Raw genomic sequence first — 22,511 nt, 5'->3', positions numbered from 1 at the left:
TGGTCTTCGGGTTCAGAACGTCGTACGCATCATCACATCCAGCGGAGGAATCATGGCCAGCCCCGATCGGACACGCGACCCACGGTTCTGGACGCAGCTCGACATCGTCATGGCCGCGGCGGCGGAGCGGGGGATCACCATCGGCTACGAGTGGTCCCCAGGCCGGGATCGCGAGACCCTCACCCCCGACCTCCTCTTCGAGCACGACGCGATCCTCGTCCCCGCCCGATACGTCGACTCCCTCCCCGCTGATCTCCGCGGCAACGCCGTCAGCGGGCGCGGGGTCAGCTCACCGCGCGCCGACCGCAACACCGACGACGACCTCCTCCTCGTCAACACAGGTGGCGACCGCGCCCCTGAGACGATCGAGCGGCTGGAGCGCGACGGCGTCGAGCGTGGAGCTCTCCGGCCGAACCACCTGATCTCGATCACGGGCGGCTGCGTCTGCCCGGCCACCGAACCGATCCGGGTCGACGGCGCGGCGAAGCCGCTACCGCGGCAGAGCCCCGACGATGCCGGCGACGGCGTGTTCGTGCAGGTCGTGGACACGGGGATCTGGGACGGCTTCGGTGACGGCCGACCCTGGTTCCACGACGCGTCCGGCCTCGACGTCGAGGAGGTGACGGGAGTCCCGCGGTCGGGTGGTGGCCTCGGACGGCTCGAGGTCGGGGGCAACAAGCGATCCGGGACGATCGTCGATGGTGTCATCGGCGAGTACGTCGGGCACGGCGTCTTCGTCGCCGGCGTGTTGCGATGCGTCGCACCCGGCACGAGGGTGTTCGTCTCGAACGCCCTGGCATGGGCGGGCGCAGTCATGGAGGACACCCTCGGCCAGGACATGGTTCGCGGGCTCGTCCAGGCGATCGAACAGGGCGACCCGCCGGACATCATCAGCCTCTCGGCTGGCAGCGCCACATTCTGCGACCTGCCCTACGCCGGGCTGCGAGCATTCTTCACCGAGATGGAGCGACCCGACTGCACGACGCTGCTCGTCGCAGCCGCGGGCAATGAGGGCGAGACTCACAAGTTCTATCCGGCCGCGTTGGCGGTGGACCGGCCCGACATGGTCGTCGGCGTCGGCGCACTGCGTGGGGACGGCTGGGGCCGGGCGTGTTTCACGAACTACGGCGACTGGGTGAGCGTGTACGCGCCCGGGGAGCGGCTGGTCAACGCCTATCTCAAGGGCACTTACCGCTACATCGATCCCCCGCAGCTGTCAGCGACCGGCGCCCCCGCATGCCGCTACTACACCCCGGCCCTGTACGGCGGCTGCTCGTGCACCGATGCGCCACCGCAGCACTCCGAGCAGGAGTTCGACGGGATGGCCGAATGGAGTGGCACGTCGTTCTCGACGCCCTACGTGGCAGGCCGGATCGCGGCGTTCATGCACGCGACCGGCGAGAAGAACGCAAGGGTCGCCGCACGCGCCCTGCTGAGGACCCTGCCATCGGTCGTCGACGCCGAGGACGGCTTCGTCCTGACGAAGGTCATCCACTGACGGACCACGACTGACGTTCTACATAACTGGCGCGCCGTGCGACGACATTGTAGAGTTACCGTCGACGCGCAGAGGAGCCCGCCATGCCCGAGCCCGAACCGACGCCCACCGTCTCGTTCGACACCGACCCGGCGTCCTACAAGCACTGGACGCTCGACGTCGACGGGGAGGTGGCGACGCTGCGCCTCGACGTGGACGAGGCGGGCGGGATCGTGCCGGGCTACGAGCTGAAGATGAACTCGTACGACCTGGGCGTCGACATCGAGCTGTACGACGCGACGCAGCGGCTGCGGTTCGAGCACCCCGGCGTGCGCGCGGTGGTGGTGACCAGCGGGAAGGACAAGAACTTCTGCGCCGGCGCGAACATCCGCATGCTCGCGCAGTCGAGCCACCCGTGGAAGGTGAACTTCTGCAAGTTCACCAACGAGACCCGCAACGGCATCGAGGACGCCACCACGCACTCCGGCCAGACGTACATCGCCGCCGTCAACGGCACCGCCGCGGGCGGCGGGTACGAGCTGGCGCTGGCGTGCGAGCAGATCCTGCTCGTCGACGACAACTCGTCGGCGGTGTCGCTGCCCGAGGTGCCGCTGCTGGGCGTGCTGCCCGGCACCGGCGGGCTCACCCGCGTCACCGACAAGCGCAAGGTGCGCAAGGACCGCGCCGACGTGTTCGCCACCCGCCCCGAGGGGGTGCGCGGCCAGCAGGCCGTCGAGTGGAAGCTGGTCGACGAGGTGATCCCCAAGCGTCTGTGGAACGAGAAGGTGGCCGAGCGGGCCGCCGAGGCCGCTTCCCGCTCGACCCGGCCGGCCGACGCGAGCGGGATCGCCCTACCGCCGCTGCAGCGCACCGAGACCGCGGACGGCGTGAAGTACCGGCACGTCGAGGCGTCTCTCGACCGCGCGCGGGGCCTCGTCGAGATCACGGTGTTCGGGCCGGAGGGCGACGTGCCCGACACCGTCGAGCGCGTGCACGAGCTGGGCGCCGACTTCTGGCCGCTGGCCATGACCCGCGAGCTCGACGACCTGATCCTGCGGCTGCGCACCAACGAGCTGGAGCTGGGCACGTGGGTGCTCCGCACCAAGGGCGACATCGAGGACGCGCTGGCGTTCGAGCGCGTCATCGAGCAGTACAGCGGCACGGACTGGCTGGTCAACGAGATCCGCCACTACTTCAAGCGCGTGCTCAAGCGGCTCGACGTCACGTCGCGGTCGTTGATCGCGCTGATCGAGCCGGGCTCGTGCTTCGCCGGCGCGCTCCTGGAGCTGGCGTTCGCGTGCGACCGCCAGTACATGCTCGAAGGCTTCATGGAGGACGCCGACGAGGAGGGCGAGCCCGCGCAGATCGTGCTCTCTGCGTCCAACTTCGGCACGTTCCCGATGAGCAACGGGCTCGCCCGCCTGGAGAGCCGCTTCTACGGCGACGACGACGCGGTCGCGAAGCTGCGCCAGGAGACCGGCCGGCGCATCGAGGCCGTCGAGGCCGCGGAGCTGGGCCTGGTCACCGACGCGTTCGACGACATCGACTGGGCCGACGACATCCGCATCATGCTGGAGGAACGCGCCTCCCTCTCCCCCGACGCGCTGACCGGCATGGAGGCCAACCACCGGTTCGTCGGCCCGGAGACGATGGAGTCGCGGATCTTCTCCCGGCTCACCGCGTGGCAGAACTGGATCTTCGTGCGACCGAACGCGTCGGGCCCGGACGGGGCCCTGCGCAGGTACGGGACGGGCCGCAAGGCCGACTTCGACCGGAAGCGTGTGTGACATGTCCATCGACTACTCGGAGAAGATCCCGAACAACGTCGACCTCGCCGGCGACCGCAGGCTGCAACGCGCGCTGGAGTCGTGGCAGCCCAACTTCCTGACCTGGTGGAAGACGATGGGGCCGGCGATCCCCACCGAGGACGTCTACCTGCGCACCGCCGTCGCCGTCGGCCGGGAGGGCTGGGCGCACTTCGACCACGTCGCCATGGAGGAGTACCGGTGGGGCGTGTTCCTCGCCGAACGCAACACCGACCGGCGGATCGCGTTCGGCGAGCAGAAGGGCGAGCCCGCCTGGCAGCAGGTGCCCGGCGAGTACCGCGCCGACCTGCAACGGCTGATCGTCATCCAGGGCGACACCGAGCCGGCGTCGGTCGAGCAGCAGCGCCGCCTCGGCGAGACCGCCCCCTCCCTCTACGACCTGCGCAACCTCTTCCAGGTCAACGTGGAGGAGGGGCGCCACCTGTGGGCGATGGTGTACCTGCTGCACGCCTACTTCGGCCGCAATGGCCGCGAGGAGGCCGAGGCGCTGCTGCACCGCAACTCCGGCGACCTCGACAGCCCCCGCATCCTCGGCGCGTTCAACGAGGAGACGCCGGACTGGCTGTCGTTCTACATGTTCACCTACTTCACCGACCGCGACGGGAAGTACCAGCTGGGCACGCTGAAGGAGTCGGCGTTCGACCCGCTGTCGCGCACCTGCGAGTTCATGCTCAAGGAGGAGGCGCACCACATGTTCGTCGGCACCACCGGTGTCGACCGCGTGGTGCAGCGCGCCGCCGAGCTGATGCGCGAGCACGACACCGACGACATCGCCCCGCACGGTGGCATCCCGCTCGACGTCATCCAGAAGTACGTGAACTTCCACTACTCCGTCTCGCTCGACCTGTTCGGCTCCGAGCAGAGCACCAACGCCGCCAACTACTTCACCGCCGGGCTCAAGGGCCGCTGGCAGGAGGAACGCCGCAAGGACGACCACGTGCTCACCGAGGACGCCGCCGACATCGACGTCGTCAAGGACGGGCAGGTCACCACCGAGCAGGTGCCGGCGCTGCTCGCGCTCAACCACGACCTGCGCTCGGAGTACGTGGCCGACTGCCGCGGCGGCATGAAGCGCTGGAACCGCATCCTCGAGCAGAACGGCATCGACTTCCGGCTCACCCTGCCGCACGTCGGGTTCAACCGGCAGGTCGGGCTCTTCAGCGAGCACCACATCACCCCGAAGGGCGACCTCGTCAGCTCGGACGTGTGGGAGGCCAACCGCGACCGCTGGCTGCCCACCGAGGCCGACAAGACCCACGTCCGCTCGTTGATGCGACCCGTCTACGAGCCGGGGAAGATCGCCAGCTGGATCGCCCCGCCCTCGCAGGGCATCAACGGCAAGCCGTTCGAGTACGAGTACGTGCACTTCCCCTGAGTAGTAGCTGAACCCCGCTCCGGAAGGCGCGCGCCCTCAGGCGCGCGTGCCGTCGGCCTGCCCACTGGAGGCCTCATGCCGTACGTGATCGCCGGTCCCTGCATCGACGTGATGGACCGCTCCTGCATCGACGAATGCCCCGTCGACTGCATCTACGAGGGCGCGCGCAAGCTCTACATCTCCCCCGTCGAGTGCATCGACTGCGGGGCGTGCGAGCCGGCGTGCCCGGTCGAGGCGATCAGCCAGGACCGGGCCCTGGAGCCCGACCAGGAGGTGCACCTGGCCGACAACGAGGCATTCTTCACGACCGTCCTGCCCGGCCGGGACGCGCCGCTGGGCGACCCGGGCGGGGCGTCCGCGCTGGGCGTCGTCGGGGTCGACACCGAGCTCGTCAACCGACTCGACGCGCCAGCGTGACGCCGTCGCGCACCGGCAGCATCACCGACTCGACGCGCTCGTCGGCGACGATGACGTCGTTGAGCCGGCGCACGGCCTCCGTGCCGGCGTCGACCTGGCCGGGATCGAGGACCCGGCCGCCCATCAGCACGTTGTCCAGCACGAGCAGGCCGCCGGGGCGCAGGCGCGGCACCAGCTCGGCGTAGTAGTCGGGGTAGCCGGACTTGTCGGCGTCGACGAACGCGATGTCGATGGCCGGGTCGGGTGGCAGTGCGCGCAGGGTGTCGAGCGCCGGGCCGATGCGCAGGTCGATGCGGTCGGCAACACCGGCCCGCGCCCAGTAGCGGCGGGCGACGGACGTCCACTCCTCGCTGACGTCGCAGGCCAGCAGCCGACCGCCGGGCTGCAGCGCCCGCGCGATGCACAGGCCCGAGTAGCCGGTGAACACGCCCACCTCGACCGCGGTCCGCGCACCCACCAGGCGCACCAGCATGCCGATCAGGGCGCCCTCGTCCGGTCCGATCTGCATGCCGGCGGCGTCGGGGAACCGCTGCACGGTCTCGGCAGCGAGGTCGCGCAGCACGTCGTCGGCCGGGGTGGAGTGGTCGGTGAGGTACTCGCTCACCACGTCGGACGGGGCGCCGGAGCTCATGACGGTCAGCACGGAGCCATCGTCCCACCGGGTCGTGGTCAGCCCTCCAGCATCTCGGCCAGGAACCGGCGGATCACCTCCAGCTCGGCGTCACTGTGCCGGGCCAGGACGGCCTCCAGGTGCTCTGCGTGCGCCTGGTAGTGCTCGCCGACGCCGGCCAGCTGGTCCGGCAGCAGCGTGACGACGACCTTGCGCCGGTCGTGCGGGTCGCGCTCGCGGCGGACGTAACCGCCCTTCTCCAGCCGGTCGAGCACGCCCGTGACGGTGCCGGTCGTCAGCCGGGTCAGCTCGGCGAGTCGGCCGGGCGTGAGCGGGCCGTGCACCTCAAGGAGCGTCAGGAACTGCGAGTCGCTGGCGCCGAGCCCGAGCACCTGCGCGACCTGGTGGTTGAACAGCACGACGTTCGCGATGAACCGCCGGAGGGCGACGCCGATCTCGGCATGCAGAGCGCTTGACATTAACTCGGATCTCCAAGAGACTTGGTTGGCCAAGATACTTGCTGGTTCGAGCTACTCTACGGGAGAAGACATGACTGCGGCACGCACGGCACTGGTGATCGGAGGGGGCGTCGCCGGGCCCGTGGTGGCCATGGCGCTGCAGAAGGCCGGGATCTCGGCGACCGTCCACGAGGCCCGCACCGACCCCGACGAGGACCTGGGCGCGTTCCTCACCCTGCAGGTCAACGGCATCGCCGCGCTGCGCGCCATCGGCGCGGGCGAGGCCGTGGCCGGGGTCGGGTTCGCGACGACCTCGATGAGCTTCCGCAGCGGATCGGGCAAGGTGCTCGGCGCCGTCGGCACCGGCGAGCCGCTGCCCGACGGCACGGTCGGCGTCACCGTGGCCCGCGCCGATCTGCACCGCGTGCTGCGCGCGGAGGCGGAGCGGCGTGGTCTCACCGTCACGTACGGGAAGCGGCTCGTGGAGGTCCGGGAGGCGCCGGACGGCGTGACCGCGGTGTTCGCCGACGGCACCACCGCGACGGCCGACATCCTGGTCGGCGCCGACGGCATCCGGTCCCGGGTGCGCACCGCGATCGATCCGAACGCCCCGTCGGCCCGCTACGTGCCGGTGCTCAACGTCGGCGGGTTCGCCCGCGTGCCCGACGTCGACCTGCCGGCCGGCGAGTTCCAGATGGTCTTCGGCAAGCGCGCGTTCTTCGGCTACGGGCCGGCGCCGGACGGCACGGTGTGGTGGTTCGCGAACCCGCCGCGGCGCGACGAGCCCGCCCCGGGCGAGCTGGCGGCGATGACCACCGAGCAGTGGCGGACCTGGCTGCTCGACCTGTTCGCCGACGACCGCACCCCCGCCGCCCGCATCGTCGCCGCCACACCGGGCGAGCTGCGCGGCTGGGCCACCTACGACATGCCGCCGGTGCCGCACTGGCACCGGGGCCGCATGGTGCTGGTGGGCGACGCGGCCCACGCGACGTCGCCGTCGTCGGGGCAGGGCGCGTCGATGGCGATCGAGGACGCCGTCGAGCTGGCCCGCTGCCTGCGCGACCACCCCGACCCGGAGACGGCGTTCACCGCGTACGTCGGGCTGCGGCGCGAGCGCGTGGAGCGCGTCGTGGCCGCCGGTGCCCGGTCGAGCAACCAGAAGGCGGCCGGCCCGGTCGGCCGGGTCCTGCGCGACCTGGTGCTGCCGATCATCCTGCGCCGGGCGGCCGGCTCGGGCACCGGTTCGCTGGCCTGGCTGCACCGCTACGAGATCGACTGGGACGCGCCCGTCGCCGCACCGGTGCCGGCCTGATCACCTCCAGCCGGTGAGCGGCAGGTCGCGAGGCGCCTCCACCCCGAAGCGCGCGGTGGCGCTCCATTGCGCGCCCGGCGCGACGGTGGTGCGCCACTCGACGCGGCCGAGGTCGTCGCGCTCGGTCGGCTCGGGCTTCAGGGCCACGTCGACGATCTTGACGTCGGCGCTGCGGGTGACCGGGACGCGGTCGCGCACCACCAGCCGGACGGGGTTGGCGCGCCGGTTCGTGACGGTGGTGGTCCACTCCTCCACCGAGGCCCGGTTGGCGCCGAACCGCGCCTTGTGGGCGGTGCGGGAGGCGAGCTCGCGCTCCACCACCACCCGGTCGTCGACGCCGAGGGCCAGCTCGAACTCGCCGTCAGGGGCCGTCTGCTCGACGGCGGTGGTGCCGACGAAGGCGTCGTCGAGGAAGCAGGAGGCCGGTCCGGCCAGCAGCACGTGCCCGCCGGTGTTGGTGACGGTGGCGCGCAGGTGCGCGTCGGTGGACACCGCCGGCGCGACGACGTGGTCGAGCCGCGCGGGCAGCTCCGCCGTCGTGACGGTGGTGCGGTGCGGGGCGCCGTCACCCGGCACCGCCGTCGGGCGGGGCAGCCGCCAGGTCGCCGCCACCGCGTGCTCGGAGTCGTCGGGCACCGGGGCGGCCTCCATCGCGGCTCCGGTGTAGGCCAGGTCCTTCGCCGCCCCGGCCGCCATCGGCATCGCCACGCGCATCACCGCCTGCGGCGGCGGTTGCGGCGCCACCCACCACGGATCCAGCTCCGGCACCGTCGCCGACACGGCCGGACGGGCCGTCGACAGCGTCAGCTCGCAGGCCGGCCACTCCTCGCCGCTGGCCTGCCAGACCATCCCGTACCAGGTCAGCGCCACGGTGTCGGCGCCGGTGAGCCGCACGTCGTACGCGGTGCTCCACCCGGCCTGCCGGACCTGGTAGACGGCGTCGAGCTCCAGCTCGCCGGCCGCCTCGGCCTCGATCCCGACGGCGATCTCGCGGCGGCTGCGCCCGGAGTGCCGGAGGCGGTCCAGCTCGGCGCGCGCCGCGTCGACGGCGTGCTGGGCCTCGGTGCGCTGCTCGGCGTGCTGCCGGCGCAGCGTCGCGACCTCGGCCACCTCGGCGGCCACCGACTCCCCGATCTCGCTGATGCGCGAGAGCTGCGCCGTGCCGTCGGCCAGGGCGGCGGCGAGCCGGGCACCACTCCGGTCGGCCAGCCGGGTGAGCAGCTCCTGCCGGGCGGCGGCACCGGCGTCCGCGGCGTCCACGGCGGCCAGCGCCCGCTCGGCGTCGCGCAGCGCGGCCTCGGCGGCCCGGACCCGCGCATCGGGCACGGTCGCGAGGTCGCGGTGGCGCACGTCGACGCCGACGACGCGGATCCCCGCACCCCGGGCGGCGACCCGCACCGACTCCTCCACCAGCTCTCCAGGCAGGTCGGCCACCACGACCTCGCCGATGCCGGCCGGCACCGCTACCCGGCCGCGGCGGGTGATGCGCGCCCGCGAGGGGTGGACGGTCACGGCGACGATCGGCGCGTCGAGGGTCACGGGCTGCTCCATGGCCGCGAAGGTACGCGAGCCCGGGTGCCTGCGGCGGGTGCTCGGGGACACCGGATCGCAGGACCCACCGAACGGGACGGGAGACTCGCCGTCGTGACCACCGAGCGCCTCGACGCGCTGGCCGCCCCGGACGGGCAGGCCGTGCTGGCCGAGCTGGCCGCTCTCGACGCGGCCGAGCTGACCGGCCCCGCCGGCCTGCGGCTCGGTGCGCAGCTGCGTGCGCGGTACCCGACCGAGCTGGTCGTCGACGCGTTCGGGCAGGCCGAGCTGCGCGCCGCCGCGCGCGCCAAGTTCGCCCGCGCCGACGCGATGTGGTTCACCCGCGCGGGGCTGGAGCAAGCCTCGACCGAGGTGGTGGCGCAGCACCGCCGCACCCGGTTCGCCGGCGCCGGCGCGGTCGCCGACCTGTGCTGCGGCATCGGCGGCGACCTGCTCGCCCTCGCCGCGGACCACGACGTCCGTGCCGTCGACCGCGATCCCGTGCACCTGTGGATGGCGGCCCGCAACGCGGCCGCGCACGGCCTCGGGCACCGGGTCACCACCGTCGAGGCCGACGTGCGCGAGGTCGACCTCACCGGCGTGGACGCGGTGTTCGTCGATCCCGCGCGCCGCGCCGGCGGGCGCCGGCACCGGGTCGGGGAGAGCGAGCCGCCGCTGGCGTGGTGCGCGGCGCTCGTCGAGCGCGTCGGCGCCGTCGGGGTGAAGGCGGCGCCCGGCATCGACCACGACCTGGCGCCGCCCGGCTGGGAGATCGAGTTCGTGTCGGTGGGACGAGAACTCAAGGAGGCGGCGCTGTGGTCGCCCGCGCTGGCCGGTTCGCGCACCCGCGCCACCGTGCTGCCGAGCGGTGCCGTGCTGCAGCCGGCGCCCGGCGACGCCGTGCCCGTCCGCGCACCGGGTGGCTACCTGCTCGACCCCGACCCGGCCGTCACCCGGGCCGGGCTGGTGGCCGAGCTCGCCCGCGCGACCGGCACCTGGCAGCTCGACGGGCAGATCGCGTTCCTGTCCGGCGACGAGCCGGTGCAGACCCCGTTCGCGCGGACGCTGCGCGTGCTCGACTCGGCGCCGTGGCACCAGAAGCGCCTGCCCCAGCGCCTGCGTGACCTCGACGTGGGCGCGGTGGACATCCGCCGCCGCGGGCTCGCCGGCGACGTCGACGCACTGCACCGGACCCTGCAGCGCTCGTTGACCGGCACGCGCCGGGTCACGCTGGTGATGACCCGGCTCGACGACCGTCCCTGGGCGCTGGTCTGCTCCGACCTGTGAGGCGCCGGGGAAACGGCGGTGACACCCCACCCGGACAGGCTGATCGCCATGCTGGAGACGACTGCGCCCGACCTCGACGTGCCCGTGCTGATCGTCGGCGGCGGCCCGGTGGGGTTGACCGCTCGCGCGCTGCTGGACCGGTGGAACGTGCCGACGCTGCTCGTCGAGCGCTACCCGGAGCTGTCGCCGTTCCCTCGGTCGCGACTGATCAACGTCCGGTCGATGGAGGTGTTCCGGCAGCTCGGCGTCGCGGCCGAGATCACCGCGCGCGCGTTCCCGCGCGAGTACGGCCGCATCCGGTTCTCCGACGGCATGACGACGCCGGACTACGCCACGGCCGCCATGGAAGGCGTCAACGCGCCGATCGCGGAGAGCCCCGCCCTGGGCGTCGTGACGTCGCAGGACCGGCTCGAACCGATCCTCGTCGCGGCCGCAGACTCCGAGCTGCGGTTCGGCCACGAACTGGTCGACCTGGTCGTCTCGGACAGCTCCGTGCTGGCGACGGTGCTGGACCGCGCCGGTGACGCGACCTACCAGGTGCGGGCCGGGTACGTCGTCGCCGCGGACGGCGCGAACTCGTCGATCCGGCAGCTGCTGGGCATCGGGACGACCGGACCGGGCGCGCTGAGCGAGAACGTCACGATCGTCTTCGATGCGGACCTGTCGCCGTGGTGGGGCGACCGGCCGGCCGGTGCGTACGCCACGGCCGGCGGCGCGTTCGTGCCCGTCTACCCGGAGGGCACGTGGGCGTTCGTGGCACCGGGTGGGGACGGGCCGACCGAGTGGCGGGACGTGGTCGTCCGCGCGCTCGGCACCACCGACGTCGAGGTGCAGGTCCTGCGGGTGCAGGAGTGGACGACGATGGCGCAGGTCGCCGACCGCTTCGCCGACGGCCGGGTGCTGCTGGCCGGCGACGCCGCGCACGCCATCCCGCCGGCCGGCGGGATGGGCATGAACATCGGCATCGGCGACGTGCACAACCTGTGCTGGAAGCTCGCCGGCGTGGTGCAGGGCTGGGCCGGCCCGGGTCTGCTCGACACCTACGACGTCGAGCGGCGACCGGTGGCCCGGCGCACGCTGGAGCAGGCGACGGAGAACGCGCAGCTGATGTGGCAGGTGGTGCTGCGCAGGCGGGAACAGCTCGACGCCGGGCTCCCGGCGGACGGGCAGCTGCCGTGGTCCGAGCGGTACTTCGCCCAGCTCGGGCAGGTGCTCGGCGTCGCGTACGAGTCCGCGGCCGTCCGTCCCGACGGCTCGGCGCCACCGTCCGCGGACCCGGCCACCGAGTACGTGCCCGTCGCCCGCCCCGGGCACCGGATGCCGCACCTGTGGCTGCCCGACGGCAGCTCGACGCTCGACCGGCTCGGGCCGTGGTTCACCCTGTTCGCCGCAGAACCGGCCGCAGTGGACGGGCCGTGGCCGGTGCACGTCGAACCGCTGCCGGCCGAGCACCTCGACGCGTGCGGGATCGGGGTGCAGGGGGCCGTGCTCGTCCGGCCGGACGGGCACGTCGCGGCACGGTGGAGCGAGGGGCCGGCGGACGTCGAGGGCGTCCTCGCCGGGATCACCGACGACGCGGCGAGGTCGAGCGCGGCCGGGGGTGGTCGGTGATCAAGGGCAAAAAGTCGTTGCTGGAGATCAACTCGCGACGTTCTGCCCTTGATCGACGAGCGCTGCCCGGCGGGTGACCGGCGGCACCCGGACTCGGCTGGCCGGCTCGCCGACGCCGCCCCCGGTGCCCGTCCCGGCCGGCAGGCCGTGATCAAGGGCAGAATGTCGTTCACAGAGATCAACTGACGACAGGTTGCCCTTGATCACCGCCACGCCTCGCCACCGCGCCGACTGCACCGCGGCTCGCCGCGCCCCCGTCGACCGGGTGAGCCGGCCGCGCGCCGACTACCCTGGACGGTGGTGAGCCGGGAAGTCTGGTCGGCGTTCGGTTCGTCGACCCCGGAGGCCGCCCGCATGATCCCCCGCCTGTTCGCGCGCGGCTCGTGGCCGGAGGTGCGTCGCGTCGGGGACGTGCTGCGCACCGAGACGACCGGCGGGTTGCTGCTGGTCGCCGCGGCGGCGCTGGCGCTGCTGTGGGCGAACTCGCCGTGGCGCGAGGTGTACGCCGAGCTCTCCGCGCTGCGCGTCGGGCCGGCCGCGCTGCACCTGGACCTGACGCTCGCCACGTGGGCCGCCGACGGGCTGCTGGCGATCTTCTTCTTCGTCGCCGGGCTGGAGCTCAAGCGCGAGTTCGTGGCCGGTGACCTACGCGACCCGCGTCGCGCCGCGCTGCCCGTCGCCGCTGCGGTGGGCGGGATGGCCGCGCCCGCGCTGATCTACGTCGCGTGCACCGCGGCCACCGGCGCCGGGCTGGCCGGCTGGGCCATCCCGACGGCGACCGACATCGCGTTCGCCCTCGCCGTGCTGGCCGTGATCAGCACGCACCTGCCGGCCGCCCTGCGCGTGTTCCTGCTGACCCTCGCCGTGGTCGACGACCTGCTCGCGATCACGATCATCGCGATCTTCTACACCGACGAGCTGAACTGGCTGCCGCTGCTGCTGACCGTCGTGCCGCTGGCGCTGTTCGCGCTGCTCGTGCAGCGCCGGGTGCGGTCGTGGTGGCTGCTGCTCCCGCTCGCGGCGCTGACCTGGGGACTGATGCACGCCTCCGGGGTGCACGCCACCGTGGCGGGGGTGCTGATGGGCTTCGCGGTGCCGGTGATCCGGCGCGCCGACGGTCCCGGCCCGGGCCTCGCCGAGCACTTCGAGCACCGCTTCCGGCCGCTCTCCGCCGGCGTCGCCGTGCCGGTGTTCGCGTTCTTCGCCGCCGGCGTCACCGTCGTCGACGGCGGCGGCGTCGCCGCCGCGCTCGCCGACCCGATCACGATCGGCATCGTGCTGGGCCTCGTCGCGGGCAAGACGGTCGGCGTGCTCGGCGGCACCTGGGCGGTGCAGCGGTTCACCCGCGCCGAGCTCGCCGACGGCCTGTCCTGGTGGGACGTGCTCGGGCTGTCGATGCTGGCCGGCATCGGGTTCACGGTCTCGCTGCTGATCGGCGAGCTCGCGTTCGGCAGCGGCACCGCGGCCGACGACCACGTCAAGATCGGCGTGCTCGCCGGGTCGCTGGTGGCGGCGCTCCTGGCGTCCGTCGTGCTGCGGATCCGCAACGCGCACTACCGGCGCCTGTGCGCCGAGGAGGAACGCGACGACGACCACGACGGCGTCCCTGACGTGTACCAACGCGATGACCGCGCCTGACCCACGACAGCCGCGCCGACCTGCTCGGCCGGCGTGACCGCCACCAGCACGCCGTGGCGGGCCTTCCCCAGCTGGGCGGAGTGCGCGAGCCCGCGCTCCTGCGCGTCGAGGAGCACGGAGCTGAGCAGCCACACCATGGCGGTGCACGGGCGCACGTCGGTCACGCGGTGAGGATCGCAGCCACCCGGATGACGGCTATTGCAAACAGTTCTGCGTGCTATCGTCGGCATCGGGCGTGGGGGGACGGCCACCGGCCGTCCGGTGTCGTCCGGTACGAGGGGGCCGGCGGATGGATCCGCAATCAGTCGATCGACCCGATCCGCGAGGGTCGGGCGAACGGCTGCAGGACCTGATCCGGCGGCGCATGAAGGAGCTGCGGCTCACTCAGCAGGATCTCGTGGACCGGTCACGCGCGGCCGGCTACGAGATCTCCCGTCCCATGTGGCACAAGTGGACCAACACCGAGTGGAAGAACGGGCCGCTCAGCGATCCCGTCCGGGGCATCGCGGCCGCGCTCGAGGTGTCCACGCAGGAGGTGCATGACGCCTCCGGCATCTCCACGCACCTGCGCACCCAGCGCACCGACGTCGATCCGGACACGCACGCGGTGCTCGTGATGTTCTCCGAACGCAGCCCCGAAGAGCGCGCTGCACTGGCCGACATGCTCCGTTCGGCGATCCGCCTGGCAGATTCTTCCACCGTTCGCCGCACCGGCAGCGCAGACTAGGCACACCGAGCCGCACGATCTGCGGCGACGAAGCAGGTGGCGTGCCAAGGGGGATCCGCCGGAGCAGGAGGGCAAGTGCCGGATCTCCCGGTCCCGATCGTGCGCTGCGAGCTGCCGACCCCTGACGCGATCGTGATCGACCACCCGATGGCGGGCCGGTTCGTGCTGGTCGACATCCGGGTCGACGACGCCGACCTCGACCGCCTGCGCGAGCGGCTCGCCGTCGAGACCGAGCTGCACGCCGTGCCCCCGCCGCTGTGCTCGCCCACCGCCGCGATGCTGCGCGACTCCATCGCGGCCGGGATGACCGCCCGCACCCGCACCCGGCGCCCGCTCGTCCTGGTCGGTGCGGCGCCGGAACCGGTCGCGCGACCCGCGCCGACCTCACCGGAGGTCGAGGAGTCGTTCCTGCCCGACGCCGACCTCCTGCTCGACCGCGCGCACAGCGCGCGCGTCTACGACGTGCTGCTGGGTGGCAAGACCAACTACTGGGCCGATCGCATCGCCGCCGACGAGATCGTCCAGATCGCACCGACCACCCCGCTCGCCGCCCGGGCCCAGCGCGGTTTCATGCACCGCGTCGTCACGGAGCTGGCCCGGTCGGGCTTCGACCAGTTCCTCGACATCGGCGCCGGCATCCCCAGCGAGCCGAACCTGCACCAGGTCGCCCAGTCCGTCATCCCGACGGCCCGCGTCGTCTACGTCGACAACGATCCGATCGTGCTCGCGCACGCGGCCGCGCTGATGACGAGCGACCCGCGCGGCGCCGTCGGCTACGTCGACGCGGACGCGCGCAAGCCCGCGGACATCCTCGCCGCCCCGCAGGTGCGTGAGCTGCTCGACCTGGACCGGCCGGTGGCGATCTCGGCGGTCGGCCTCCTGCACTTCCTCGACGACGAGGACGCGCACCGGCTCGTCACCACGCTGCTCGACGCCGTACCGGCCGGCAGTGCGCTGGCGTTCTCGCAGGTCACCCCCGACTTCGGCGAGCACGGCGCCATGGCGACCGCCATGGCGCAGTTCACCGCCGCCGGCATGCCGATGTTCCCGCGCAGCGCCGCCGACGTGCACCGCCTCTTCCTCGACGGGCTGGAGCCGGCCGAACCGGGCCTGGTCGGCATGCTGCGCTGGCGACCCGCCGTCGAGGTGCCGCTGGCCGCGCACCTGGACACCGCCGACCTGGCCGCCCTCACCGACGTCGACGTGTCGATGTACGCCGCGCTGGCCCGCAAGCCCGCGCACTGAGCGGCCCGGCACCCGCTCGCGCACGAGGAGTGCGCGTTTCTGGACGGGCCGGGACCGGTGCGGGCATGGTCGGCGGCGTGCTCCGCGATACCGACGTCCTCGTGGTGGGCGACGCCAACCCCGATCTGGTGCTGCGCGGCGACGTCCGTCCCCGGTTCGGGCAGGCCGAGCAGTGGCTCACCGCCGCCGACCTGGTGCTGGCCGGCTCGGCGGGCATCGTCGCGGCGGGGCTCGCGCGGCTGGGCGTGCGCACGGCACTCGCCGCGCACGTCGGCACGGACGCGTTCGGCGATCTCGTGCTCGCCCGGCTCGCCGAGCGCGGCGTCGACACTCGGCTCGTGACGCGCGACCCGGACGTCGCGACGGGGCTCTCGGTGATCCTGTCCACTCCGCAGGACCGGGCCATCCTCACCCACGCCGCGGCGATCACCCGGCTCGATCCCGGCCTGTTGACGGTGGACGTGCTGGCCGGGGTGCGCCACGTGCACGTCGCGAGCTTCTTCCTCGTCCCCGGGCTGGTCCGGGGCACGCGCGCGCTGTTCGAAAGGGCGCACGCGGTCGGGGCCACGACCTCGCTCGACACGAACTGGGACCCGGACGGAACCTGGGCCGGCGTGGCCGAGGTACTGCCCGTCACCGACGTGCTGCTGCCCAACACCGCGGAGCTGTGCGCGCTCACCGGACACGCCGACCTGGACGCGGCCGCCGCGGCCGTGCGCGCCGCCGGGCCACTGCTCGCGGTGAAGGCCGGCGCCGACGGCGCGCACGGCTGGGACGCCGACGGCCGGCACGACGTCCCCGCCACTCCCGTCGAGGCCGTCGACACGACCGGCGCCGGCGACTCGTTCGACGTCGGCTTCCTCGCCGGCCGGCTGGCCGGGCTCCCGTTCGTGGAGTGCCTGCGGCGCGGCGCGACGGCCGGTGCGCTGTCCACCCGCGCGGCCGGGGGCACGGCGGCGCAGGCGACCGCGGCCGAGCTGGACGCGGCGCTGTCATGAGCCTGCTGTGCGTCGCGCTCAGTCCGAGCGTGGACGTGACCTACCAGGTGCCGCGGCTCGGCGGGATCAGTCGCCCGCACACGGTCGTCCGGGTGCCGGGCGGCAAGGGCTTCAACGTGGCGCGCGCGGCGCACACGCTGGGTGCGAGCGTCGGCGCCGCGGGGATCGTCGGCGGCCACAGCGGGCGGTGGATCGCGGACGGGCTCGCCGCCGCCGGGATCGCCGCCGAGCTCGTGGAGGGCGCCGAAGAGACCCGCTCCTGCGTCACGATCACGGCGGACGACGGCGCGTCCACCGAGGTCTACGAGCCGCCCACCCCGGTCACCGCCGACGAGTGGGCAGCGCTGACCGCGGTGGTGGCCGGCGCGGCCGCGGACTGGGTGGCGCTGTCGGGTGCGTTGCCGCCCGGGGCGCCGGACGGGGCGATCGGGGTGCTCGCCGACGCGGCAGGTGGGCGGGTCGCTGTGGACACCCACGGCGCCGCACTGGTCGGGGCGGTCGCGCACGCCGACCTCGTCAAGATCAATGCGGCGGAAGCGGCGGCCCTGCTCGGCACGGACGGCCCGCCCGACGAGCTGGCCACCCGGCTGCTCGAGACCACCGACGGGCCCCAGCTAGTCGTCGTGACCGCAGGTGCGGCGGGCGCCGTCGCCGTCACTCGCGACGATCGCGGCCCGGTGTGGGCCCGCCCGCCCGCGCTGCCTGCGCACCACCCCGTCGGCAGCGGCGACAGCTTCCTCGCCGGCCTGCTGACCGCCGACCCGTCAGACCTCGACGACGCCCTGCGCCGGGCCGTGGCGGCGGGCGCGGCCAACGCGCTGGTCCCCGGGGCGGCGGTGCTGGACCCCGAGCGGTGTGCGGAGCTGACCCCCCAGGTTCGGCTGGACCGATGAGTAGCTCAGGCGCCGAGGACCACCGAGCGGGTGAGGTGGCGGGGGCGGTCCGGGTCGAGGCCGCGGTGGGCGGCGAGCGCCGTCGCGAGCCGTTGCGCCTGCACGAGCTGGACGAGCGGGTCGCCGTCCGGCACGACCACCGCCGCGCCGGTGGCCTCGACGTCGGCGACGAGCCCGGGCGGCGGCGCGCCGAAGATCCACACCAGCGACCGCGGACCGGCGACGGCGATCGGGCCGTGCCGGTAGTCCGGCGCCGGGTAGGACTCCGACCAGGCCTGCGCGGCCTCCCGCACCTTCAGCGCCGCCTCGTGGGCGAGGCCGAGGATCCAGCCGGACCCGAGGTACACGACGTGGTCGATCGCGGTGACGTCGACGGGCAGCGGCGCGGCGAGAGCAGCCCGGCACTGCCCGTCGAGGTGGCTGACGTCCGCACCCAGGGCCGCCCGCGCGACGCGCAGGACGGTCGTCGGGAACCGGGTCTGCACGACCGACCGCTCGTCGGCCTCGGCGAGCACGACGACCTCGTGCGCGTGCCGGGCGACGGGCGCGTCGGGCACCGCGGTGATCACGCTGCGGCGCACGCCGGGCAGGTCGGCGAGCAGCCGCTCGACCTCCGTGGTGGTGCCGGACCTGGTCAGCGCCACGACCCGGTCGTAGCGGCGGCCGGGCGGCACCTCGCTGGGGAACGTGCCGTCGGTCTCGCCCAGGCCGGCCGCCTCGCGCAGCGCCGCGATCGACGCCGCCATGAACGCCGAGGTACCGCAGCCGACGACGAGCATCCGCTCGCCGGGCGCGCGCAGCACGTCCGCGAGCTCGTCGGTGCGGGCGGCCGCCTGCGCCCACACGTCGGGCTGGCTGGCGATCTCGTTCTCGGTGATGCTCATCGGCACCATGATGACGCGCGAACGTGCGCGATCGGCAAGCATTCCTGCCCAAGTGAACACTTCGGATGCTCGGATGGAGTGACGTGACGTCGGCAGACCGGCTTCCGCTCGCGCAGTGGGCCCCCCGCGCCCAGACGATCACCCGGCACACGACCGTCCCGGTGCCGGCCGTCCCGTGCATCGACGTGCACAACCACCTCGGGCGCTGGCTCGCACCCGACGGGGACTGGCTGGTCGAGGACGTGCCGGCACTCGTGGAGCTGATGGACGCGCACCACGTCATCACCGTGGTGAACCTCGACGGGCGCTGGGGCGACGAGCTGGACGCCAACCTCGCCCGCTACGACCGCGCCCACCCCGGCCGGTTCCTGACCTTCTGCCACCTCGACTGGCGCGCGCTCGCCGCCGACGACCCGACGCCGGTCCTGTGCGCGCAGCTCGACGCGGCGGTGGCCCGCGGGGCGCGCGGCCTGAAGGTGTGGAAGGACCTCGGCCTCGGGTTCCGCGACGCCGCCGGCGCGCTCGTCCTGCCCGACGACCCGCGCCTGCAACCGGTGTTCGCGCGCGCCGGCGAGCTGGGGCTGCCGGTGCTGATCCACACCGCCGACCCGGCCGCGTTCTTCGCGCCGCTCGACCGCCACAACGAGCGCCTCGACGAGCTGGGCGAGCACCCGGAGTGGTGGTTCGGCGGGCCCGGCCTGCCGTCGTTCGAGCGGTTGCTGACCGCGCTGGAGAACCTCGTCGCGAGCACGCCCGGCACCACCTACATCGGCGCGCACGTCGGCTGCTACGCGGAGAACCTCGACTGGGTGGCGCGGATGTTCGCCACCCACCCGAACTTCCACGCCGACACCGGTGGCCGGTTCGCCGAGCTGGGGCGCACCCCGCGCGCGTTCCGCCGGCTGGTGGTCGCGCACCCGGACCGGGTGCTGTTCGGCACCGACGCCTACCCGCCGACGGCCGAGGCGTACGAGGTGGCGTTCCGGTTCCTGGAGACCGACGACGAGGCGTTCGACTACGCGCCGTCGGAGGAGGTGCCGCCGCAGGGCCGGTGGCGGATCAGCGCGGCCGACCTGCCCGCCGAGCTGCTCCCGGCTGTCTACGCCGGCAACGCGGCCCGCGTGCTCGGCCTCCAGTAGGCGCGTGTTCCCCCTCACTTGCTGTAGCAGATCAGGAATATGAGCGTTCCAGAGGTGTGCCGAAAGCTGGAACGTGGCCCCGAAATGTCTTGGACCGGCGCGATGCGATCAGCCAGGAGTCGCCCAGAATGGGGCAGGAATGGAACCGAGCATTGACGCCGGGGGCAATCGTGCGAACGCCGGTTCCGGCGAACGCCGCCGGGGCGGCGTCGAGAGAGACCGTGTGCAGGACGGTGACGATCCAGCGGGGCGACGCGACGGCGCGCGGATGGGCAACGAACGCACCCGCGGCGCGGGCGATGGTGCCGCCGACGGATGCCGGGCCGGGACGCGGAGCGGGCCGGGAACCAGGGTGAGCGCGGTCATCAGGGCCCGCATGCGGATCGGCCCGGTGGCGTAGGGATCGGCTGCGGTCGCGTGGCTCACGTCGTCAGCACCCCGCACAGCGGGCACACGAACGTCCCGTCGGCCACGCGCAACGCGACCACGCGGACGCCGGTCAGGCACGACTCAGGTTCGTAGGGCCAGGCGCGATCAAGCAGAACCGGTCGCGGCCGAGTGAAGGTTCTGCCCGCGTGCGCCAGGTGGACCGGCGCGCTCCAGCACATCTGTTCGCCGTCGTTCGGCGTGTCGGTCATGTCGGCCGCCTCGATCATGCCGCTGAACTCGGGTCACGACGACGCGTTCGCCTGAGCAGCGGCGCTGCTGCGGCCACGAAGAACAGACGGGCGAGTCGGTCACGCTCGGGCTCGCGGACCTGACTCGCTGCGCAGTCCTGACACCGGTGCCCCGGTGGGGTGTACATCCCGGCGGGGAACACGACCTCCCCGCATGCGGCCGCGTAGCGCCCCTGTCCCTCGCGCAGGCCGGCGGCGAACGCGTCAGCGCTGATCACGTGCGTCCGGCTGTTCGGGCCGGACGAGGTCATGTCGACCGATCCGGCCGACCACGCGTAGCTCATCCGGCCCGTCCCGAGGTTCGCGATGCCGTACCGGACGTGATCGGATTGAACCGATTCGGCGAGGTGACGCGGAGTCGCTGTTTGGTCACGGGAATGACGCTATTGTGGTGGCCGTCAGCGCGGGACTGCACCGCCGTACGCGTTCGGCACACGTCGTGGGCGCCACACCTGGCGCAATCCTGGGGGGACACGTGATGGCCAAGGATCGAACCCCGCAGCGCGTGCGGGGTTCGACTCGAATCGGTGCCGTAGGCGGGTACACGTTGAAGGTCATTCGCGAGTCGACCGGCCGCACTCAGGGCGCCTTGGCGGAGTTGCTCGGTATCGATCTGGCCACGATCCAAGGGTGGGAGTCCGGTCGCCGACCTCTGCACTCCTTGCGATCAGTTGATCTGAGCGGAATCCGCGCAGCACTGGTCGACATCGGCGCCGAACCCTACGCCTTCGATGTTCTCCGCGACGCGATCGATGCCGACGTCATGCTGACATCAATCATCTCGGAGCGGGATTTCGACATCGACCGGTCGCCGCACCCGTTGTCGTTGTGCGTCAGTCAGCGCGACTTCGTCAACCTCGTCACCTGGCCATTCTCCGGCGTGATCCCGATTCGACTGCGTGACGTGGCCCAGCAGTCCCGAGCGACCCGACGTGGACCGACGCCGGACCGACCCGTGCTCGCAAGGGCGGAGCAGGAGTCCTTCTTCGACAACCTGCTGTCCACCGTCCAGCGGGTTCACACGACCACGACGCGACGCGAAGACGACTCAATACGCCTGCTCCATCGGCAGGCCATCTACCTTCTCGGGTTCGATCCTCGTCCATCGACTCAGGATTGGCTCGCCGATCATCGTCGGGCCTGCATGAAGCGGTCCACCGGCGACGCTGACCTGACGTCGTGGACCCTGACACGGTCGGCTGCCGTCGCCCTGGCCAAGAACGGCAACATGGAGCCGCTGGAACACTTCGTTTCTCGTGGCCTGGTGACCGACGCAAAGGAGCAGGCGAACCTGAGGTATTGGGCATACTGGATCGGGGAAATGCGCACCCTGCAGCGCAACGACGGGTTCATGGTCGCAACCGCTGATGATCACGCCTGGTCCGGTGACGCGCTGTTCGAGCACCTGCTCGGGCGGCTGTGGGCAGACATCGATCATCTTCCGCTGAACGCGCACACCCTGTCCTCGCTGATGCTTGCCCGCCCCCACATCATCAGTCGCCGCCCTGACCTCAGCGAACGTGCCAACACGCAACTCGTGGCGTTGCTCGACACCGCGACCATGCCGCCGAGTGCCCGCCGTGAGCTGACCAACGTCCTGTACGGCATCAGGCTCGCCGCCCGGTGAGGCATCATGTAGACCCATGAGTGACCCCCACCAGCGTGAGCCGCTGACCGATGAAGGCGCGGCCGGAATTGCAGGGTTCGCGTTCGAACTCGGCGTCATGAAGAGCCTGCGGCGGACCGGGTGGGCCCATGTCGGTATCCGCGACTCCGAAACAATCTCTGAGCACAGTCTCCGTGTTGCCCAGCTCGCCGCTCTGATCGCTGCCGAGGAAGGTGCCGACCCGGCTCGCGCCGCATTCCTGGCGATCTGGCACGACACGCAGGAAACACGGACGGGCGACCTGCCCCACACCGCCCGCCCCTACATGACCACCCCGATCGAAGCCGAGGCGATCACCGCCGACCAGGTCAGACGACTGCCCGAAACGGCAGCCAAAACCGTGACCGAAGCAGTCCGTGAATTCGAGGCGCAAGCCACAATCGAGGCCGTCTGCGCGCGTGATGCCGACAAGCTCGAATGCCTGCTCCAGGCACTGGAGTACAAGGCCGCCGGGCACACCAAGGTGGACGGCTGGATCGCCTCCAGCCAGAAGAACATCAAGACCGAGACGGCCCGCACGATCGCCGCCGCCGCGCAGACAACCTCGACCCTCGCCTGGCGAGACCGGTAACCCAGGAGCGCCAAGAGCGCTCCGGCGCCTTGATCTGGGCCCCGTTCGCCGCCCGGGACAACCGCGCATCGATATCTGATCAGCGGACCCGACCCGGCGGCGTCGGCCGCTGCGGAGCGCGTGGTCACCGGAGAATCGCGCCCGTACCGGCTGACCGTGCGGCTACCCTC

At 72.6% G+C, this 22,511-nt stretch carries 22 protein-coding genes; 16 read left to right on the top strand and 6 right to left on the bottom strand.

Features of this window, described 5'->3' with window-relative positions:
* Positions 1-52 precede the first annotated feature (52 nt).
* The 4 genes from ACQEVB_RS16675 to fdxA all read left to right on the top strand — a co-directional run bounded on the left by ACQEVB_RS16675 (position 53) and on the right by fdxA (position 5,095).
* Entirely contained in the window at positions 53-1,498 is a 1,446-nt protein-coding gene (locus ACQEVB_RS16675) for a S8/S53 family peptidase (protein ID WP_432971701.1), read from the top strand.
* Positions 1,499-1,581: 83 nt separating this feature from the next.
* Entirely contained in the window at positions 1,582-3,264 is a 1,683-nt protein-coding gene (gene boxC, locus ACQEVB_RS16670) for a 2,3-epoxybenzoyl-CoA dihydrolase (RefSeq protein WP_432971698.1), read from the top strand.
* Position 3,265: 1 nt separating this feature from the next.
* Positions 3,266-4,678 carry a benzoyl-CoA 2,3-epoxidase subunit BoxB gene (gene boxB / locus ACQEVB_RS16665; protein WP_432971695.1) on the top strand — a complete coding sequence of 471 codons (1,413 nt, stop codon included), beginning with the start codon at positions 3,266-3,268 and terminating at the stop codon, positions 4,676-4,678.
* A 75-nt stretch (positions 4,679-4,753) separates the two neighbouring features.
* Positions 4,754-5,095, top strand: a complete 342-nt coding sequence (gene fdxA / locus ACQEVB_RS16660) for a ferredoxin (protein ID WP_432971692.1) — start codon at positions 4,754-4,756, stop codon at positions 5,093-5,095.
* On the opposite strand, the gene ACQEVB_RS16655 is transcribed toward fdxA, so the two are convergent.
* The gene (locus tag ACQEVB_RS16655) at positions 5,070-5,738 is read right to left on the bottom strand and encodes an O-methyltransferase (RefSeq protein WP_432971689.1); all 669 of its coding nucleotides are present in this window, start codon (positions 5,736-5,738) and stop codon (positions 5,070-5,072) included. The genes fdxA and ACQEVB_RS16655 overlap by 26 nt on opposite strands.
* Before the next feature lie 26 nt (positions 5,739-5,764).
* The gene (locus ACQEVB_RS16650; RefSeq protein ID WP_432971686.1) at positions 5,765-6,184 is read right to left on the bottom strand and encodes a MarR family winged helix-turn-helix transcriptional regulator; all 420 of its coding nucleotides are present in this window, start codon (positions 6,182-6,184) and stop codon (positions 5,765-5,767) included.
* Positions 6,185-6,254: 70 nt separating this feature from the next.
* Here ACQEVB_RS16650 and ACQEVB_RS16645 point away from each other — a divergent pair, with 70 nt between their 5' ends.
* Entirely contained in the window at positions 6,255-7,475 is a 1,221-nt protein-coding gene (locus ACQEVB_RS16645) for an FAD-dependent monooxygenase (protein WP_432971683.1), read from the top strand.
* Here ACQEVB_RS16645 and ACQEVB_RS16640 read toward each other — a convergent pair whose 3' ends face one another.
* The gene (locus ACQEVB_RS16640) at positions 7,476-9,026 is read right to left on the bottom strand and encodes a DUF4139 domain-containing protein (protein ID WP_432971680.1); all 1,551 of its coding nucleotides are present in this window, start codon (positions 9,024-9,026) and stop codon (positions 7,476-7,478) included.
* 93 nt (positions 9,027-9,119) lie between these two features.
* On the opposite strand from ACQEVB_RS16640, the gene ACQEVB_RS16635 reads away from it, so the two are divergent.
* Complete coding sequence (locus ACQEVB_RS16635) at positions 9,120-10,292, top strand: class I SAM-dependent methyltransferase (RefSeq protein WP_432971677.1); 1,173 nt, start codon at positions 9,120-9,122, stop codon at positions 10,290-10,292.
* A 48-nt stretch (positions 10,293-10,340) separates the two neighbouring features.
* The gene (locus ACQEVB_RS16630; protein ID WP_432971674.1) at positions 10,341-11,903 is read left to right on the top strand and encodes an FAD-dependent monooxygenase; all 1,563 of its coding nucleotides are present in this window, start codon (positions 10,341-10,343) and stop codon (positions 11,901-11,903) included.
* A gap of 27 nt (positions 11,904-11,930) precedes the next feature.
* Here ACQEVB_RS16630 and ACQEVB_RS16625 read toward each other — a convergent pair whose 3' ends face one another.
* Positions 11,931-12,116, bottom strand: coding sequence for a hypothetical protein (locus ACQEVB_RS16625; RefSeq protein ID WP_432971671.1), 186 nt, complete (start codon positions 12,114-12,116; stop codon positions 11,931-11,933).
* 141 nt (positions 12,117-12,257) lie between these two features.
* Between ACQEVB_RS16625 and nhaA the strand changes: the two genes are divergently transcribed.
* From nhaA to ACQEVB_RS16595, 6 genes are all read left to right on the top strand, one after another.
* The gene (gene nhaA, locus ACQEVB_RS16620) at positions 12,258-13,541 is read left to right on the top strand and encodes a Na+/H+ antiporter NhaA (RefSeq protein WP_432980400.1); all 1,284 of its coding nucleotides are present in this window, start codon (positions 12,258-12,260) and stop codon (positions 13,539-13,541) included.
* Positions 13,542-13,574: 33 nt separating this feature from the next.
* Complete coding sequence (locus ACQEVB_RS16615; RefSeq protein ID WP_432971668.1) at positions 13,575-13,712, top strand: hypothetical protein; 138 nt, start codon at positions 13,575-13,577, stop codon at positions 13,710-13,712.
* Between the two features lie 118 nt (positions 13,713-13,830).
* Positions 13,831-14,268, top strand: a complete 438-nt coding sequence (locus ACQEVB_RS16610) for a hypothetical protein (protein ID WP_432971665.1) — start codon at positions 13,831-13,833, stop codon at positions 14,266-14,268.
* A 75-nt stretch (positions 14,269-14,343) separates the two neighbouring features.
* The gene (locus ACQEVB_RS16605) at positions 14,344-15,513 is read left to right on the top strand and encodes an SAM-dependent methyltransferase (RefSeq protein WP_432971662.1); all 1,170 of its coding nucleotides are present in this window, start codon (positions 14,344-14,346) and stop codon (positions 15,511-15,513) included.
* A gap of 77 nt (positions 15,514-15,590) precedes the next feature.
* Positions 15,591-16,511 (top strand): carbohydrate kinase family protein, encoded by a 921-nt coding sequence (locus ACQEVB_RS16600; RefSeq protein WP_432971659.1) that lies wholly within the window; start codon positions 15,591-15,593, stop codon positions 16,509-16,511.
* Positions 16,508-17,404, top strand: coding sequence for a 1-phosphofructokinase family hexose kinase (locus tag ACQEVB_RS16595; protein ID WP_432971656.1), 897 nt, complete (start codon positions 16,508-16,510; stop codon positions 17,402-17,404). The genes ACQEVB_RS16600 and ACQEVB_RS16595 overlap by 4 nt, the downstream gene beginning before the upstream one ends.
* 5 nt (positions 17,405-17,409) lie before the next feature.
* Here ACQEVB_RS16595 and ACQEVB_RS16590 read toward each other — a convergent pair whose 3' ends face one another.
* Entirely contained in the window at positions 17,410-18,288 is an 879-nt protein-coding gene (locus ACQEVB_RS16590) for an SIS domain-containing protein (RefSeq protein ID WP_432971653.1), read from the bottom strand.
* A gap of 83 nt (positions 18,289-18,371) precedes the next feature.
* Here ACQEVB_RS16590 and ACQEVB_RS16585 point away from each other — a divergent pair, with 83 nt between their 5' ends.
* Positions 18,372-19,427, top strand: coding sequence for an amidohydrolase family protein (locus ACQEVB_RS16585; protein WP_432971650.1), 1,056 nt, complete (start codon positions 18,372-18,374; stop codon positions 19,425-19,427).
* Positions 19,428-19,849: 422 nt separating this feature from the next.
* On the opposite strand, the gene ACQEVB_RS16580 is transcribed toward ACQEVB_RS16585, so the two are convergent.
* Positions 19,850-20,083, bottom strand: a complete 234-nt coding sequence (locus tag ACQEVB_RS16580) for a hypothetical protein (protein ID WP_432971647.1) — start codon at positions 20,081-20,083, stop codon at positions 19,850-19,852.
* Positions 20,084-20,582: 499 nt separating this feature from the next.
* Here ACQEVB_RS16580 and ACQEVB_RS16575 point away from each other — a divergent pair, with 499 nt between their 5' ends.
* Both ACQEVB_RS16575 and ACQEVB_RS16570 read left to right on the top strand, forming a co-directional pair.
* Positions 20,583-21,731 (top strand): helix-turn-helix domain-containing protein, encoded by a 1,149-nt coding sequence (locus tag ACQEVB_RS16575; protein ID WP_432971644.1) that lies wholly within the window; start codon positions 20,583-20,585, stop codon positions 21,729-21,731.
* A gap of 16 nt (positions 21,732-21,747) precedes the next feature.
* A complete protein-coding gene (locus tag ACQEVB_RS16570; protein ID WP_432971641.1) occupies positions 21,748-22,341 on the top strand; it encodes an HD domain-containing protein in 594 nt (197 codons plus the stop codon).
* The last annotated feature ends 170 nt before the right edge of the window (positions 22,342-22,511 follow it).

This window comes from Pseudonocardia sp. CA-107938 (assembly GCF_050936315.1).
In the GTDB taxonomy this organism is placed as follows: Bacteria; Actinomycetota; Actinomycetes; order Mycobacteriales; family Pseudonocardiaceae; genus Pseudonocardia.
This window is presented reverse-complemented; position numbering and strand designations above follow the sequence as displayed.

Coding starts and splice junctions, on each gene's coding strand:
- ACQEVB_RS16675 (WP_432971701.1), top strand. CDS start 53: ATGGCCAGCCCCGATCGGACACGCGACCCACGGTTCTGGACGCAGCTC.
- boxC (WP_432971698.1), top strand. CDS start 1,582: ATGCCCGAGCCCGAACCGACGCCCACCGTCTCGTTCGACACCGACCCG.
- boxB (WP_432971695.1), top strand. CDS start 3,266: ATGTCCATCGACTACTCGGAGAAGATCCCGAACAACGTCGACCTCGCC.
- fdxA (WP_432971692.1), top strand. CDS start 4,754: ATGCCGTACGTGATCGCCGGTCCCTGCATCGACGTGATGGACCGCTCC.
- ACQEVB_RS16650 (WP_432971686.1), bottom strand. CDS start 6,184: ATGTCAAGCGCTCTGCATGCCGAGATCGGCGTCGCCCTCCGGCGGTTC.
- ACQEVB_RS16645 (WP_432971683.1), top strand. CDS start 6,255: ATGACTGCGGCACGCACGGCACTGGTGATCGGAGGGGGCGTCGCCGGG.
- ACQEVB_RS16640 (WP_432971680.1), bottom strand. CDS start 9,026: ATGGAGCAGCCCGTGACCCTCGACGCGCCGATCGTCGCCGTGACCGTC.
- ACQEVB_RS16630 (WP_432971674.1), top strand. CDS start 10,341: ATGCTGGAGACGACTGCGCCCGACCTCGACGTGCCCGTGCTGATCGTC.
- nhaA (WP_432980400.1), top strand. CDS start 12,258: ATGATCCCCCGCCTGTTCGCGCGCGGCTCGTGGCCGGAGGTGCGTCGC.
- ACQEVB_RS16610 (WP_432971665.1), top strand. CDS start 13,831: ATGGATCCGCAATCAGTCGATCGACCCGATCCGCGAGGGTCGGGCGAA.
- ACQEVB_RS16595 (WP_432971656.1), top strand. CDS start 16,508: ATGAGCCTGCTGTGCGTCGCGCTCAGTCCGAGCGTGGACGTGACCTAC.
- ACQEVB_RS16590 (WP_432971653.1), bottom strand. CDS start 18,288: ATGAGCATCACCGAGAACGAGATCGCCAGCCAGCCCGACGTGTGGGCG.
- ACQEVB_RS16580 (WP_432971647.1), bottom strand. CDS start 20,083: ATGATCGAGGCGGCCGACATGACCGACACGCCGAACGACGGCGAACAG.
- ACQEVB_RS16575 (WP_432971644.1), top strand. CDS start 20,583: ATGGCCAAGGATCGAACCCCGCAGCGCGTGCGGGGTTCGACTCGAATC.
- ACQEVB_RS16570 (WP_432971641.1), top strand. CDS start 21,748: ATGAGTGACCCCCACCAGCGTGAGCCGCTGACCGATGAAGGCGCGGCC.